13 protein-coding genes are annotated in these 13,269 nt (G+C 67.2%); 12 read left to right on the forward strand and 1 reads right to left on the reverse strand.

What is annotated here, in order from left to right:
* Positions 1-151 precede the first annotated feature (151 nt).
* From DFO45_RS06310 to DFO45_RS06365, 12 genes are all read left to right on the forward strand, one after another.
* On the forward strand, positions 152-433 hold the full coding sequence (locus tag DFO45_RS06310) for an acyl carrier protein (RefSeq protein WP_012170929.1): 282 nt from the start codon (positions 152-154) through the stop codon (positions 431-433).
* Positions 434-550: 117 nt separating this feature from the next.
* Positions 551-1,024 carry a 3-hydroxyacyl-ACP dehydratase FabZ family protein gene (locus DFO45_RS06315; protein WP_012170930.1) on the forward strand — a complete coding sequence of 158 codons (474 nt, stop codon included), beginning with the start codon at positions 551-553 and terminating at the stop codon, positions 1,022-1,024.
* Complete coding sequence (locus tag DFO45_RS06320) at positions 1,017-2,216, forward strand: beta-ketoacyl-ACP synthase (RefSeq protein WP_133864211.1); 1,200 nt, start codon at positions 1,017-1,019, stop codon at positions 2,214-2,216. Before DFO45_RS06315 ends, DFO45_RS06320 begins: the two co-directional genes overlap by 8 nt.
* 158 nt (positions 2,217-2,374) lie before the next feature.
* Positions 2,375-3,655: a beta-ketoacyl-ACP synthase gene (locus DFO45_RS06325; protein WP_012170932.1), complete on the forward strand. Its 1,281-nt coding sequence runs from the start codon at positions 2,375-2,377 to the stop codon at positions 3,653-3,655.
* On the forward strand, positions 3,652-4,413 hold the full coding sequence (locus DFO45_RS06330; protein ID WP_133864212.1) for an SDR family NAD(P)-dependent oxidoreductase: 762 nt from the start codon (positions 3,652-3,654) through the stop codon (positions 4,411-4,413). Before DFO45_RS06325 ends, DFO45_RS06330 begins: the two co-directional genes overlap by 4 nt.
* Positions 4,414-4,430: 17 nt before the next feature.
* Positions 4,431-5,453 carry a zinc-binding dehydrogenase gene (locus DFO45_RS06335; protein WP_012170934.1) on the forward strand — a complete coding sequence of 341 codons (1,023 nt, stop codon included), beginning with the start codon at positions 4,431-4,433 and terminating at the stop codon, positions 5,451-5,453.
* Positions 5,454-5,475: 22 nt separating this feature from the next.
* Positions 5,476-6,399, forward strand: coding sequence for a lipid A biosynthesis lauroyl acyltransferase (locus DFO45_RS06340; protein ID WP_245517967.1), 924 nt, complete (start codon positions 5,476-5,478; stop codon positions 6,397-6,399).
* 74 nt (positions 6,400-6,473) lie between these two features.
* A complete protein-coding gene (locus DFO45_RS06345) occupies positions 6,474-7,262 on the forward strand; it encodes a transporter substrate-binding domain-containing protein (RefSeq protein WP_012170936.1) in 789 nt (262 codons plus the stop codon).
* Between the two features lie 270 nt (positions 7,263-7,532).
* Positions 7,533-8,471, forward strand: a complete 939-nt coding sequence (locus DFO45_RS06350; RefSeq protein ID WP_043879293.1) for a diguanylate cyclase — start codon at positions 7,533-7,535, stop codon at positions 8,469-8,471.
* Positions 8,472-8,846: 375 nt separating this feature from the next.
* Complete coding sequence (locus DFO45_RS06355) at positions 8,847-9,788, forward strand: diguanylate cyclase (protein ID WP_133864213.1); 942 nt, start codon at positions 8,847-8,849, stop codon at positions 9,786-9,788.
* Positions 9,789-9,871: 83 nt separating this feature from the next.
* Positions 9,872-10,354: a 5-(carboxyamino)imidazole ribonucleotide mutase gene (gene purE / locus DFO45_RS06360; protein WP_012170939.1), complete on the forward strand. Its 483-nt coding sequence runs from the start codon at positions 9,872-9,874 to the stop codon at positions 10,352-10,354.
* Between the two features lie 2 nt (positions 10,355-10,356).
* A complete protein-coding gene (locus tag DFO45_RS06365) occupies positions 10,357-11,451 on the forward strand; it encodes a 5-(carboxyamino)imidazole ribonucleotide synthase (RefSeq protein WP_133864214.1) in 1,095 nt (364 codons plus the stop codon).
* 89 nt (positions 11,452-11,540) lie between these two features.
* On the opposite strand, the gene DFO45_RS06370 is transcribed toward DFO45_RS06365, so the two are convergent.
* Positions 11,541-13,142 (reverse strand): methyl-accepting chemotaxis protein, encoded by a 1,602-nt coding sequence (locus DFO45_RS06370; RefSeq protein WP_166657058.1) that lies wholly within the window; start codon positions 13,140-13,142, stop codon positions 11,541-11,543.
* Positions 13,143-13,269: the final 127 nt, after the last annotated feature.

Raw genomic sequence — 13,269 nt, forward strand, 5'->3', positions numbered from 1 at the left:
CGGTGCCATTGAAACCGGGAACGGCCTTCGCTATAGGGGCCACGACGATTCAATATGAGGCCACCCGGCCACCCTTTGCCGTGGCTGCCGTTCTCGCGCAAGCGAGTCGGCCGCGCACCCAGCGGCCGAGACCATTCAAAGAGGCGTACTGATGTCTTCAACGTTCGATACCGTGGCCAACATCATCGCCGAGACCTGCGACATCCCGCGTGACACGATCACGCCGGAAAGCCATGCCATCGACGATCTCGGTATCGACAGCCTGGACTTCCTCGACATCGCCTTCGCCATCGACAAGGCGTTCGGCATCAAGCTGCCTCTCGAGCAGTGGACGCAGGAAGTGAACGACGGCAAGGCGACCACCGAGCAGTATTTCGTGCTCAAGAACCTCTGCGCCCGGATCGACGAACTGGTCGCTGCGAAGACCGCCTGAGGCCCTTTCCCGGCGGGCACCCGCCCGCCGGACCAGTCAAGCCTGCGCGGCGCTTGAGCGAAACCCACGCGGCAACGGCCCTCGCCGCTGCCGTTGGCATGACGTCGGACGGAGCGAATGCGCCCTGAAGTTTTCAAGATGGTGGACCGCGTGGTCGCCATCGATCCCGGCCTTGAGACCATCCACTGCGAAGGTCTGGTCCCGCACGAGAGCTCCATCTTCGAGGGGCACTTTCCCGGCCACCCCATCATGCCGGGGGTGCTGCTGATCGAGGCCATGGCCCAGACCACGGGCTGGCTGGTGCTCGCCCGCAACCGCTTCGACAAGATGCCGTTCCTCGCGACGGTGAAGGAAGCCAAGCTGCGCACCTTCGTGGTGCCCGGCCAGATGCTCGACCTCCACTCGCGCATCCTGCATGAGGGCTCCGGCTTCGTGGTGGCGCAGACCAAGGCGCTCATCGAAGGCAAGCCGGTGTGCAATGCGGAGCTGGTGTTCCGCGTCCTGCCCTGGCCGGAGGGCCGCATGAAGGACGTGGTGCTGAAGGTCGCGGAGCGCGTGGAATTCCCGCTGGCGGACTTCGCCGATGCATGACGACAGGAAGCCGGGCCAGCGCGACGTCTGGATCACCGGCATCGGCCTTGTCACCTCGCTTGGCGAGGGACTGGACGCCCACTGGACAGCGCTGGCTGACGGCGCGACCCCGGTTGTGGATACCGAGAGCTTCAAGCCCTACATCGTCCATCCGCTGGTCAAGCTGAACTATGACCAGCAGATCCCCAAGAAGGGCGATCAGCGGCAGATGGAGGCGTGGCAGCGCATCGGCACCTATGCGGCCGGCCTTGCTCTCGATTCCGCCGGCATCGCCAAGAACCCCGAGATCCTCGGCCGCACCGACATGGTCGTGGCCGCCGGCGGCGGCGAGCGCGACTTCCAGGTGGACGCGGCGATCCTGAACGATCTGCTGGCCTCCAACGACTGGGGCCGCTCGCTGAACGAGCGCCTGCTCTCGGACCTGCGCCCCACCCTGTCGCTGGCCCAGCTCTCCAACCTGCTCGCCGGCAACATCTCCATCGTGCATGGCGTCACCGGCTCCTCGCGCACCTTCATGGGCGAGGAGAGCGCCGGTGTGGACGCAGCGCGCGTCGCCTATTCGCGCATTGCCGCCGGCCAGAGCGAGATCGGCCTCGTGGGCGGTGCCTACAATGCCGAGCGCGAGGACATGCTCCTCCTCTATGCGCTCAACGACCTGTGCATGACCGGCGACTACCGGCCGGTGCTGGGTGCCGAGACCGCGCCCGGCATTCCGTCCGGCTCGATGGGCGCCTTCCTCGTCCTCGAATCGCCCGAGCACGCCACGGCCCGTGGCGCCAAGCCCATCGCCAAGCTGTCCGGCGTATGGTCCGAACGCGCCCGCCGCACTGAGGCGGGAACGGTCGCCGCCAAGGTGGGCGAGTTGATCGCCGACGCCGGCAAGACACCGGGTACGGTCGTTTATTCGGCCGCCACCGGTGCGCCCGGCGCGACGGAAGCCGAGGGCGAAGCGCTGAAGGTGGCCGGCCTCCCGGTGCGCGTCGCGACCAATCGCATTGGCCATGGCTTCGAGGCGCAGTTCTCCGCGGTGATCGCGCTTGCCGCGCTCAGCCTGTCACGCGGCGCGGCCATCGCCCCGCTCGCGGCCTCGCCGCTCGAGACGGCTCAGGATGGCGCGCTGGAGCGCGTCATCGTCACCTCCGTCGGCCATTGGCGCGGCGAAGGCGCGGCGCTGGTCGAGAAGGCCGGCTGAGGCAGACCGCTCGCGCGGCGATCTTCAGAGTTATGCGGGCCGCCCGGATGTTTTTCGTCCGGGCGGCTTCGTTTCAAGGGTGAAAAATCGCTCCGGCGCATTAGGTTTGGGCCAAGTTCCGCCCGCCGCGCGCGGGCCGCTCAGATCAGGAGGCGCCCATGGCGCAGACCTATAACGACAAGTTCGGCCGTCCCATCGTGGTCGTGACCGGCATCGGCATCGTCACCTCCCTCGGGCAGGGCAAGGCCGAAAACTGGAAGAAGCTGACGGCCGGCGAGTCGGGCATCCACCGCATCACGCGCTTCCCCGTTGAGGGCATGCGCACGACCATTGCGGGCACGGTGGACTTCCTGTTCGACGAGCGCGTCGCCGCCCCGAACCTGTCCGAGAAGCTCGCGACGCTCGCCGCAGAGGAAGCCATTTCCGAGGCCGGCATCGGCGGCAATGGCGATTTCCCCGGTCCCCTGTTCGCGGCCGTTCCGCCGGTCGAGATCGAGTGGCCCGAGCGCCGGCAGCTGGCGGAAGTCGTGACCCACCGCCCGATGGTCTACCACGACCTCCTCGGCGCAGCCGCCACCGGCAAGTTCCGTCCCTGGCACGAGCGTTTCCTGTTCGGCTCTGTGGCCGATGCGCTTGCCGACCGTTTTGGGACGCGGGGCCAACCGATCTCCCTGTCCACGGCCTGCGCGTCGGGCGCCACCGCCATCCAGCTCGCCGTCGAGGCGATCCGCCGCGGCGAGTGCGATGTTGCTCTCTCCCTCGGCACGGATGGCTCGGTGCATCCCGAAGCGCTCATCCGCTTCTCGCTGCTCTCGGCGCTGACCACCGCCAATGACAATCCCGCCGAGGCCTCCAAGCCCTTCGCCAAGAACCGGGACGGCTTCGTCATGGCCGAGGGCGCAGCGGCGCTGGTGCTGGAGAGCTACGAGCACGCCAAGGCGCGCGGCGCCAGGATCCTCGGCGTGCTGGAAGGCGCCGGCGAGATGGCCGACAATTTCCACCGCACCCGCTCCAGCCCGGATGCCAAGCCCATCATCGGCTGCATCAACCGGGCGCTTTCGGATGCCGGCGTCACCATCGCGGATGTGGGCTACATCAACGCCCACGGCACCTCGACCCCCGAGAACGACCGCATGGAGCATGTCGGCTTCTCGGCGGTGTTCGGCGAGCAGCTGAAGAACGTGCCCATCTCGTCCAACAAGTCGATGATCGGCCACACGCTCACCGCAGCCGGCGCCATCGAGGCCGCCTTCTCGCTGCTGACGATCCAGAACAGCCGTATCCCGCCGACCATCAACTACCATGTGCCCGATCCGGCAATTCCGCTGGACGTGGTGCCGAATGTCGCCCGTGACGCCGAGGTGAAGCGGGTGATCTCGTCGTCCTTCGGCTTCGGCGGCCAGAACGTGTGTCTGGTCATTGCGGGTGAGCCCGCGTGAGCGAACCGAAGAAACGCGTTCTCGTCACCGGCGGCGGGCGGGGCCTCGGCTCCGCCGTCGTCCGTGCGCTCGCCACACAGGGCTTCGCGGTGACCTTCACATACCGCAGCGCCGGAGCCGAGGCCGAGGCGTTGATTGCGGCGATCACGGCTGATCTGCCCGACGCCGAGGTGAGCGCCCGCGCCGTTGATCTCGCCGACCGGGCCGCCGTTGAGGCACTGGCCGAAGAACTGGAGAATGGCGAGACCTTCTACGGCTTCTGCCACAATGCCGGGGCGTCCTACGACACGCTCGCCGCCATGGTGGACCAGGACAAGGCCGAAGCGGTCATGCAGGTGAACCACTTCGCCTTCGTGCGCCTCAGCCGGGCTCTCGTGCGGCCCATGACCCGCGCGCGGGAAGGCCGCATCGTCGCCATCGGCTCGGTGGCGGCACTCCAGGCCAATCCGGGCAATGTGGCCTATGCGGCCTCCAAGGCGGCCCTGCTCGCCCATGTGCGCGGGCTTGCGGTGGAAAGCGCCAAGCGCGGCGTCACCGTGAACTACATCGCCCCCGGCTTCATCGACACCGCCATGCTGGCGAAGTTCGCCGATCATCGCGCGCGCCTCGAAAGCCAGATCCCGGCGGGCCGCTTCGCCCAGCCGGACGACGTGGCACAGGTTGTCGCCTTTCTCTTCTCGCCCGGCGCGAGCTATATCACCGGCGCCGTGATCCCGGTGGACGGCGGCCTCGCCGCCACGCTCGCCGCCCACCGCTGAACCTCGTCAGGACCAACATGCGCGCCCTTCAACTCGTTTCCGACCGTTCGCTCCAGCTCGTCGACCTGCCCGAGCCCGACGCCCCCGGCGCCGGCGAGGTGCAGGTGCGCGTGAAGGCGCTCGCCCTCAACCACATCGACGTGTGGGGCTGGCGCGGCATGGCGTTTGCCAAGCGCAAGATGCCGCTGGTGGTGGGTGCGGAAGCGGCCGGCGAGATCGTCGCGCTGGGTGCCGACGTCCGCGGCCTGAAGGTCGGCCAGACCGTCTCCATGTATGGCGCCCTGACCTGCGGCCATTGCTCCAACTGCCTCAAGGGCCGCGACAATCTCTGCGAGAACGTGGGCGGCGTGCTCGGCTTCCACGTGGACGGCTTCGCCCGCGACGTGCTGAACATGCCCGAGCGCCTCGTCATTCCCGCCCCCGAGGGCGTGACCTTCGAGGAAGCGGCCTGCGCCGGCATCACCTTCTCCACCGTCGAGCACATGCTGTTCGACAATGCGAAGCTAGAAAAGGGCGAGACCGTCCTCGTGCACGCCGGCGGCTCGGGCATCGGCTCGGCGGCCATCCGCCTTGCCAAGGACGTGGGCGCCACCGTCATCACCACCGTGGGCGACGACGAGAAGGCCGCCAAGGCCGAGGCGCTCGGCGCCGACCACGTCATCAACTACAAGACCGAGCGCTTCGAGCACATGGTCCGCAAGATCACCAAGAAGGTGGGCGTGGACGTGGTGTTCGAGCATGTGGGCGTGGACACCTGGCAGGGCTCGCTGCTCTCCATGAAGCCCGGCGGCCGCCTTGTCACCTGTGGCTCCACCTCCGGCGTCTCGACCCAGATGAACCTGATGCAGCTCTTCCAGCGCCAGTACAAGATCTTCGGCTCCTTCGGCGCGACCATCCGGAACGTGGCCGACGGCCTCGAGAAGATGGGCCGGGGCGTGAAGCCGGTGATCGACACCGTGGTGCCGCTCGCGGATTTCAATGCCGGCCTCGAGCGACTGGAAAGCCGCAAGGTGTTCGGCAAGATCCTCGTGAAGTTCTGAGCCGATCCGCCGGGAGACCAGCGTGGGTCACGCAAAGCAGCTGTGGCGCCGGTTTGCGCGCCGCATGCAGCCGGCTTTCGATACGTTCGTAGCCGGCTATGTGCGCGCGTCCATCTGGTGGATGCGGCTTTATCCCGTCTCCTGGTCGTCCAACATCATCGGCACGCTGGCGCGCTTGTTCGGCCCCTGGTTCCTCGTCAGCAAGGTGGCGCGGGGCAATCTGAGGGCCGCCTTCCCCGAGAAGAGCCGGCGGCAGATCGAGGCCATCGTCGCAGGCTGCTGGGACAATCTCGGCCGCGTCGCCGGCGAGTTCGCCGTCCTCGACCGCATCTGGGATTATGACCCGGCCCGGCCCGGCGCGGGCACCATCGAACTGGTCGGCGCCGACATCATGGCCCGCCTGCGCGACGATGGCCGGCCGGCACTTTTCTTCACCGCCCACACCGGCAATTGGGAGCTCAACGCCATCACCGGCGAAAAGCTCGGCGTGCCCGGCGGCGTGCTCTATCGCGCGCCCAACAACCAGAAGGCCGCCGAAGTGGTGCTCGCCATGCGCGAGAAGACCATGCCGGGCCTCATCCGCGCCAGCCGCTCGGCCGGGCGGCAGATGGCGCAGATGCTGGAGGAGGGCCAGCACATCGGCATGCTGGTGGACCAGCACTGGGGGCAGGGCGTCACCGTGAACTTCTTCGGCCGCCCCGCCGCCACCAATCCCACCCTCGCCCGCCTCGCCCGGCAGTTCGACTGCCCGGTGCATGGCATGCGGGTCATCCGTCTGCCGAGGAACCGCTTCCGCATCGAGATCACCGAGGAAGTCATTCTGCCGCGCGACGCGGAAGGCCGGATCGACGTGCAGCCAGCGATGCAGGTGGTCACTTCCGTGATCGAGGACTGGGTGCGGCAATATCCCGAACAGTGGCTCTGGCTGCATCGCCGCTGGCGATAAGTCGGCGCGGTCCCTTCCCGTCCGCCCCGTGCCCGTGATGAGGTGGGGCACCGCAAAGACGGGAGGAGCACCACATGATTCACCGCAGGCTGAAGGCGCTGGGGACCGGGCTGCTGCTGGCAGCATTCGCCCTCGGCACACCCGCACGGGCGCAGGAGAGCCACCTCGAGCAGGTGCAGAAGATTGGCGCGCTGAAGGTGTGCACCACGGGCGACTACCGCCCCTTCACCTATCTTGATCCGGCCACCGGCAAGTTCGAAGGCATCGACATCGATCTCGCGAACGACCTCGGCACCGCGCTCGGGGTCAAGGTGGAGTTCGTGAAGACCTCCTGGTCGAACCTCATGAAGGACTTCACCGGCGGCGCCTGCGACATCGCCATGGGCGGCATCAGCATCACGCTGCCGCGCCAGAAGGCGGCCTATTTCTCCATTCCCATCATGGTGGACGGCAAGACGCCCATCACCAAGTGCGAGAATGTCTCGAAATTCCAGACGCTGGCGGACATCGACAAGCCGGGCGTCACCGCCGTGGTCAATCCCGGCGGCACCAACGAGAGCTTTGCCCGCGCCTCGCTGAAGAACGCCAAGATCGTTGTCTTCCCCGACAACACCACGATCTTCGAGGAAATCCTGGCCGGTCGCGCAGACCTCATGATGACCGACGCCATCGAGACCAGGTTGCAGGAAAAGCGCCATCCCGGCCTGTGCGCCGTGCATCCGGACAAGCCCTTCACCTTCAGCGAGAAGGCCTTCCTGCTTCCGCAGGGCGATGAGGTCTTCAAGGCCTTCGTGGACCAGTGGCTGCATCTGCGCCTCAACGACGGCACCTATGCGCGGATTTCCGCCACCTGGATTCGGTGAACAAGGCCGGAGGGCGGGGCGGTTTGCGCCCTGCCCATCATGCCGCTGTTGCAGACTTGTCCTAGAGTTTCAACTCTGGCGACCTTTTGCCATATTGCGGAAACCTGTGTTGTAACTGTTTGTCCGGCACATATCCGCCAATATGGAAATATTGCACCCGCCTCGTCGCCAGAATGGCGCCAAATCAAGGGCGGGCTTTATGGCGCAGCCCACCCCGGCAGAGTTACTGTTCAGCTAACCACAGTTCTTTGCTTCCATGAGTTGGGCCCCATGCGGATTATGTTGGTCGACGCGAGCCGCGTCACGCTGAAGCTCCTCGCCAAGACGCTGCTCGAAAGCCGGCATGACGTCGTTGCCTTCAGCGATGGCGGCGAGGCTCTCAACTATCTGCAGAGCGGGGCCGAGATCGACCTGCTCATGACCAGCTTCGAAATTCCCGGCGTGTCCGGCATCCAGCTCTGCTGGGAAGCGCGGCTGATCGCCAGCAGCGGCCGCCCGCTCTACGTGATCGCCATGTCGTCCAACAACGACGCCGACCATCTGGCCGAAGCGCTGGACAGCGGCGCGGACGACTTCGTCAGCAAGCCGCCGTCCCCGGTGGAACTCGAGGCCCGTCTGCGCGCCGCCGAGCGCATGAACCTCGCCCAGCGCGAACTGGTCCGCCTCGCCACCCGCGACGCCATGACCGATCTGCTGAACCGGCGCACCTTCTTCGCCCGCGCCGAGGACATGATCCACAACCGCACCAAGGCCTCCGTCATCCTGCTCGACGTGGACCTGCTGCGTCACATCAACGAGACCCACGGCTATCCCGGCGGCGACACCGTGGTGATGAAGGTGGCGCAGTCGATGAAGCGCTACCAGGGCATGGCCGCGCGCATCGGCGGCGAGGAATTTGCCGTGCTGCTGCCCGGCCTTTCCGAGGCCGAAGCGGTGGAGGAAGGCGAGCGCCTGCGCTGGTCGATCGCCGATCAGGCCGTCACCATGCCCAATGGGCAGTTGATCACCGTCACGGCCTCCCTCGGCGTCGCCGAACGCAAGCCCGATGACAATGTGGACGAGTGGATGGAGAGCGCGGACATCGCGCTCTATGCCGCGAAGGCCGGTGGGCGCAACCGCGTGGTCATGTCCGAGGAGATCATGGACCCGGACGCGCCCCGCGCCGGCCTCGCCCGCGGCGGCGGCGGCCGCGCGCTGCGTGGCGGCTGAGGACGACCCAAGGGCGGCCAGTGGCCGCCCTTCGCGTTTGTGCGGTGTGCCCGCGCTCCGCAGGTCCGGCCCATATGGACGGCCCTCCAGTTGCCGCGGGCGCACCCCACCTTCAGGCTGAGCCTGTCCGTGGGTCCGCCTTATTGCAAGCGCGGCTGAATGTATCGTTGCACCGCCGCCGGAAACATCCCATAGCCCTGTCTGTCATGGATCGTGCGTGACAGCGCTCTAGCATGTGCTTTGCCTTCTGATTCCGTGGGGCACGGCAGATGCGACAGCGCTCGGCCGCGGAGGTTCACCTGCGCGCGGCCGCGCCGCATGCCCGGCCCTGCATTTTCAGTCGCGCACCTCGTCATAGTGCAGAGGGTGGTGAGCATGCGAATTGTCCTGGTGGATGCGAGCCGCGTCACGCTCAAGCTCATTGGCCGGATGCTCACGGATAATGGCCACGAGGTGGTCTGCTTCAGCGACGGTCTTGAGGCGCTGGCCTATCTGCACGGTGGGTCGGAGATCGACCTGCTCATGACCAGCTTCGAGACACCCGGCGTGCCCGGCATCCAGCTATGCTGGGAGGCACGGCTGATCGCGAACGGCGATCGCCCGCTCTACGTGATCGCCATGTCCTCCAGCAACGACGCGGACCATCTGGCGGAGGCTCTGGACAGCGGCGCGGACGATTTCATCCGCAAGCCCCCCGCCCCCATGGAACTGGACGCCCGCCTGCGCGCCGCCGAGCGGCTCAATCAGGCGCGGCGTGAACTGGTCCGGCTCGCGACCCGCGACGGGCTGACCGGACTGCTGAACCGCCGCGCCTTCTTCATCCAGGCGGAAGACCTGCTGCGTCATGGCATCGTGGCTTCCGTGATCCTGCTCGACATCGACCACTTCAAGCAGGTCAACGACACCTACGGACATGATGGCGGCGACGTGGTCCTGACCGCCGTGGCACGGGCCATGTCGGCTTATGCCGGCCGGGCGGCGCGCGTCGGGGGCGAGGAGTTCGCCATTCTCCTGCCGGGCGTCACCGAGAGCGACGCCTACGAGGAGGCCGAGCGTCTGCGCTGGCGGATCGCGGACACGGCGGTGACGCTACGTGATGGACGAACGATCTCGGTGACCGCCTCGCTCGGCGTTGCCGAGCACGCCGCCGACGACAATGCCGACGAATGGATGAAGCGCGCCGACATCGCGCTCTATGCCGCCAAGACCGGCGGCCGGAACCGTACGGTCATGGGCGAAGAGGTGTCCGACGTGGACGGTCGGGGCTCGGGCCTTGCCAGAAGCGGCGGCGGACGGGTGCGCCAGCGCGCCGAGTAGGGGACCGGATCGGGAGCGATTCCCCCTTGCCCCGGCAGTCCCGATCCGATAAAGCCGCGCTTTCCTTTGCGGGGACGAACGCGATGGGGCAGCGGCCGGTGGCCGTCATCATGGGCAGCCAGTCCGATTGGGACACGATGCGCCATGCGGTGGAAATTCTCGAGCAGCTCGGCGTCGGCCATGACGTGCGGATCGTATCGGCGCATCGCACGCCCGACCGCATGTATGCCTTCGCCAAGGACGCCAAAGCCGAGGGGTTCAAGGTGATCATCGCCGGTGCCGGCGGCGCGGCGCACCTTCCCGGCATGGTCGCGGCCCTCACCCCCCTGCCCGTCCTCGGCGTTCCGGTGGAATCGAAGGCGCTGCAAGGCGTCGACAGCCTGCATTCCATCGTGCAGATGCCGGCCGGCATTCCCGTCGGCACGCTGGCCATCGGCAAGGCGGGCGCAACCAACGCCGGCCTTCTGGCGGCCGCGATCCTCGCGACGTCCGACGAGGCGCTCGCCGAGCGTCTCTCCGCATGGCGCGCCGCACGCACGGATGCGGTGGCGGAGCGTCCCTCCTGATCATGCTCAAGCCCGGTTCGACCATTGGCATCCTCGGCGGCGGTCAGCTGGGGCGCATGCTTGCCCTCGCCGCCGCGCCGCTCGGTCTCAAGACGCACGTTCTGTGCCCCGATGCCGACAGCCCCGCCTTTCAGGTGTGCGACGCGCACGTCTGCGCCGCCTATGACGACTTCGACGCGCTCGACCGCTTCGCTGCCGGCGTCGATGTGGTGACATACGAATTCGAGAACGTGCCGCTCGCGACGGCCGAACGCCTGTCCATGCACGTGCCGGTCCTGCCCGGCGCCAAGGCGCTCGCCATTACGCAGGACCGCCTGCTCGAAAAGAGCTTCGTGCGCGACCTTGGCATCGGCACCGCGCCCTTCGCCGCCGTCGATGATCTGCCGGGCCTCGAGGCTGCGGTCGCTGCCATCGGACTGCCGGCGGTGCTGAAGACCCGGCGCTTCGGCTATGACGGCAAGGGACAGGTGACGCTCCGGCCGGGCGATGATGTTGCGGGCGCATGGGAGGCCATCGGGCGCCAACCGGCGATCCTCGAAGGCTTCGTGCCCTTCGTGCGCGAGGTCTCCATCGTCGCAGCGCGGCGGGCGGACGATGCGTTCGCCGCCTTTGACGTGACCGAGAACGTCCATCGCGACCATATCCTGCACCGTTCCACGGTGCCGGCCACCTTGCAGGCGGACGCCATGCGCGATGCCCGGCGCATCGCCTGCCAGATTGCGTCCGCCCTCGACTATGTGGGCGTGTTTGCCGTCGAGCTGTTCGTGGTCGCGAACCAGGGCGTCGAGAGCGTTCTGGTCAATGAGATCGCGCCCCGCGTCCATAACAGCGGACATTGGACGCAGGACGGCGCCGTGACGTCGCAGTTCGAGCAGCACGTGCGGGCCATCGCCGGATGGCCGCTGGGCGACGCCCGCCGGCTCGGTCGCGCCGAGATGGTCAATCTCATCGGCGACGATGTGGAGCAGTGGCTGCCCCTGCTGGCCGAGCCTGGCGCCCATCTGCACCTCTACGGCAAGGGCGAAGCCCGTCCCGGCCGCAAAATGGGACACGTGAACCGGCTGTGGATCGACGAGAAAGCCGTTCCCGGCTGCTAGGCTGCGACCGGTACAGTCCCTGACGGAACGATCAAGGCCCGCCGGCGATCCGGCGGGCCTTTTCCTTCTGAGGTGGTCCGGCCGCTGGGTCAGGCGGCGCGCACCGTGGCGAGAAAGCGGTCCACTTCCGCCTTGAGGTGTTCGCCCTCGTTGCTCAGCGCGCGGGCGGAATCGAGCACGGCGCCCGAAGCCTCGCCGGTCTCGGCGGCCCCGCGGGTGACCTGCGCGATGTTGGCGCTCACCTGTTCCGTGCCGGCCGCCGCCTGCTGGATGTTGCGGCTGATCTCCAGCGTCGCAGCGCCCTGCTGCTCCACCGCCGCAGCGATGGCCTGTGCAATGCCGGCGATGCGGTTGATGGTGTCACCGATTTCCTTCATCGCCGATACACAGTCGGCGGTGGCGGTCTGGATCTGGGTGATCTGGTCCCCGATCTCGCCCGTCGCCTTTGCCGTCTGGGTGGCGAGCTCCTTCACCTCGGAGGCCACGACCGCGAACCCCTTGCCGGCATCGCCCGCCCGTGCCGCCTCGATGGTGGCATTGAGCGCGAGGAGGTTGGTCTGGGAGGCGATGGCATTGATGAGTTCCACCACATCCCCGATGCGCCGGGCCGCCTGCGAGAGCTCGCCGATGCGGGTGTCCGTGCGCTGCGCCTGCGTCACCGCCTCGGCGGCGATCTCGCTCGACGACTGCACCTGACGGGCGATCTCGGCCACCGAGCTCGACAGCTCCTCGGCCGCAACCGCCACCGACTTCACGTTGGCCGTCGCGAGATCGGACGCACTCGCCACCTCGCCGGAGAGCGAGCGCGTGGTGGTCGCGGTCTGGGAGAGCGTCGCCGCCGCCCCTTCGAGACGGTCCGTGGAGGCCGAAACGGTCGTGACGATGCCACCGATGGCGCTCTCGAACAGCGAGGCCAGTTCGCCGAGTTCCGCCTTGCGGCGCTGCTGGGCCGCCTGCTCCATCTCCTTCTGGCGGCCTTCCATCTCCACGGCCCGCTCGGCCTTCTCGCGGAACACCGCCAGCGCCTTGGCCATGCCGCCGACCTCATCCTTGCGGTCCTGGCCGACGATGGTCACCGACAGGTCCCCATCGGCCACGCGGTGCATCAGCTCGCCGAGCCGATGGATGGGCCGGGCGATGGAGAACTGGGCCAGCAGGAAGCCGACGACGATGGCCAGCACGGTGCTGCCGCCGATGAGCACATAGCTCAGCAGGCGGGCGGACGACGTGTCGGCCTTCAGATCATTGGAGGTTTCGAGGATGACCTTTCCCGCTTTGTCGATCACCGGCGTCGAGGAGCGGCGCACGGCGGCGATCTGGGGCACGGCCGTTTGCGCGATGGCGCGCGCCTCGGCGATATTGCCCGCCTGCGCCAGCTTGATGCCGCGAACCACCTCATTATAGGGCTGCTCGAACGACTGGCCGTAGCGACGATAGAAATCCGCATTCTCGGGGTCGAGCCGCGCCGCCTCGGCGAGAATCTTGTCGATCTCGGCCTTGTAGGAGGTCACTGTCTTCAGGATGGTTTCGAAGTCGGGTTTCTCATACGCGATCGAGGTCATGAGCCCCGCTTCCCAGTTGTTGGTGCGGATATTGGCCCGGACCAGTGCCAGAAGCGCGGGCTCCTGGTTCTCCGTCAAATAGGCGTAACGCTCGATGATCGCAGATGTACGTCCGTTCAGGTAAGCCACGGCGGCCAGCGTAATAACGCCCGCCAGGATCAAAATGAGTGTTATTTTATAAGCAATTCTCACGTCTTGAATTTTCATGTCCCCGTTCCCCTCGCCCTGCAACGGCCCAGCATTCGCGCCGTCACGC

Origin of the sequence: Azorhizobium sp. AG788 (genome assembly GCF_004364705.1) — a bacterium.
In the GTDB taxonomy this organism is placed as follows: Bacteria; Pseudomonadota; Alphaproteobacteria; order Rhizobiales; family Xanthobacteraceae; genus Azorhizobium; species Azorhizobium caulinodans.

Coding starts and splice junctions, on each gene's coding strand:
- DFO45_RS06310 (WP_012170929.1), top strand. CDS start 152: ATGTCTTCAACGTTCGATACCGTGGCCAACATCATCGCCGAGACCTGC.
- DFO45_RS06315 (WP_012170930.1), top strand. CDS start 551: ATGCGCCCTGAAGTTTTCAAGATGGTGGACCGCGTGGTCGCCATCGAT.
- DFO45_RS06320 (WP_133864211.1), top strand. CDS start 1,017: ATGCATGACGACAGGAAGCCGGGCCAGCGCGACGTCTGGATCACCGGC.
- DFO45_RS06325 (WP_012170932.1), top strand. CDS start 2,375: ATGGCGCAGACCTATAACGACAAGTTCGGCCGTCCCATCGTGGTCGTG.
- DFO45_RS06335 (WP_012170934.1), top strand. CDS start 4,431: ATGCGCGCCCTTCAACTCGTTTCCGACCGTTCGCTCCAGCTCGTCGAC.
- DFO45_RS06345 (WP_012170936.1), top strand. CDS start 6,474: ATGATTCACCGCAGGCTGAAGGCGCTGGGGACCGGGCTGCTGCTGGCA.
- DFO45_RS06350 (WP_043879293.1), top strand. CDS start 7,533: ATGCGGATTATGTTGGTCGACGCGAGCCGCGTCACGCTGAAGCTCCTC.
- DFO45_RS06355 (WP_133864213.1), top strand. CDS start 8,847: ATGCGAATTGTCCTGGTGGATGCGAGCCGCGTCACGCTCAAGCTCATT.
- purE (WP_012170939.1), top strand. CDS start 9,872: ATGGGGCAGCGGCCGGTGGCCGTCATCATGGGCAGCCAGTCCGATTGG.
- DFO45_RS06365 (WP_133864214.1), top strand. CDS start 10,357: ATGCTCAAGCCCGGTTCGACCATTGGCATCCTCGGCGGCGGTCAGCTG.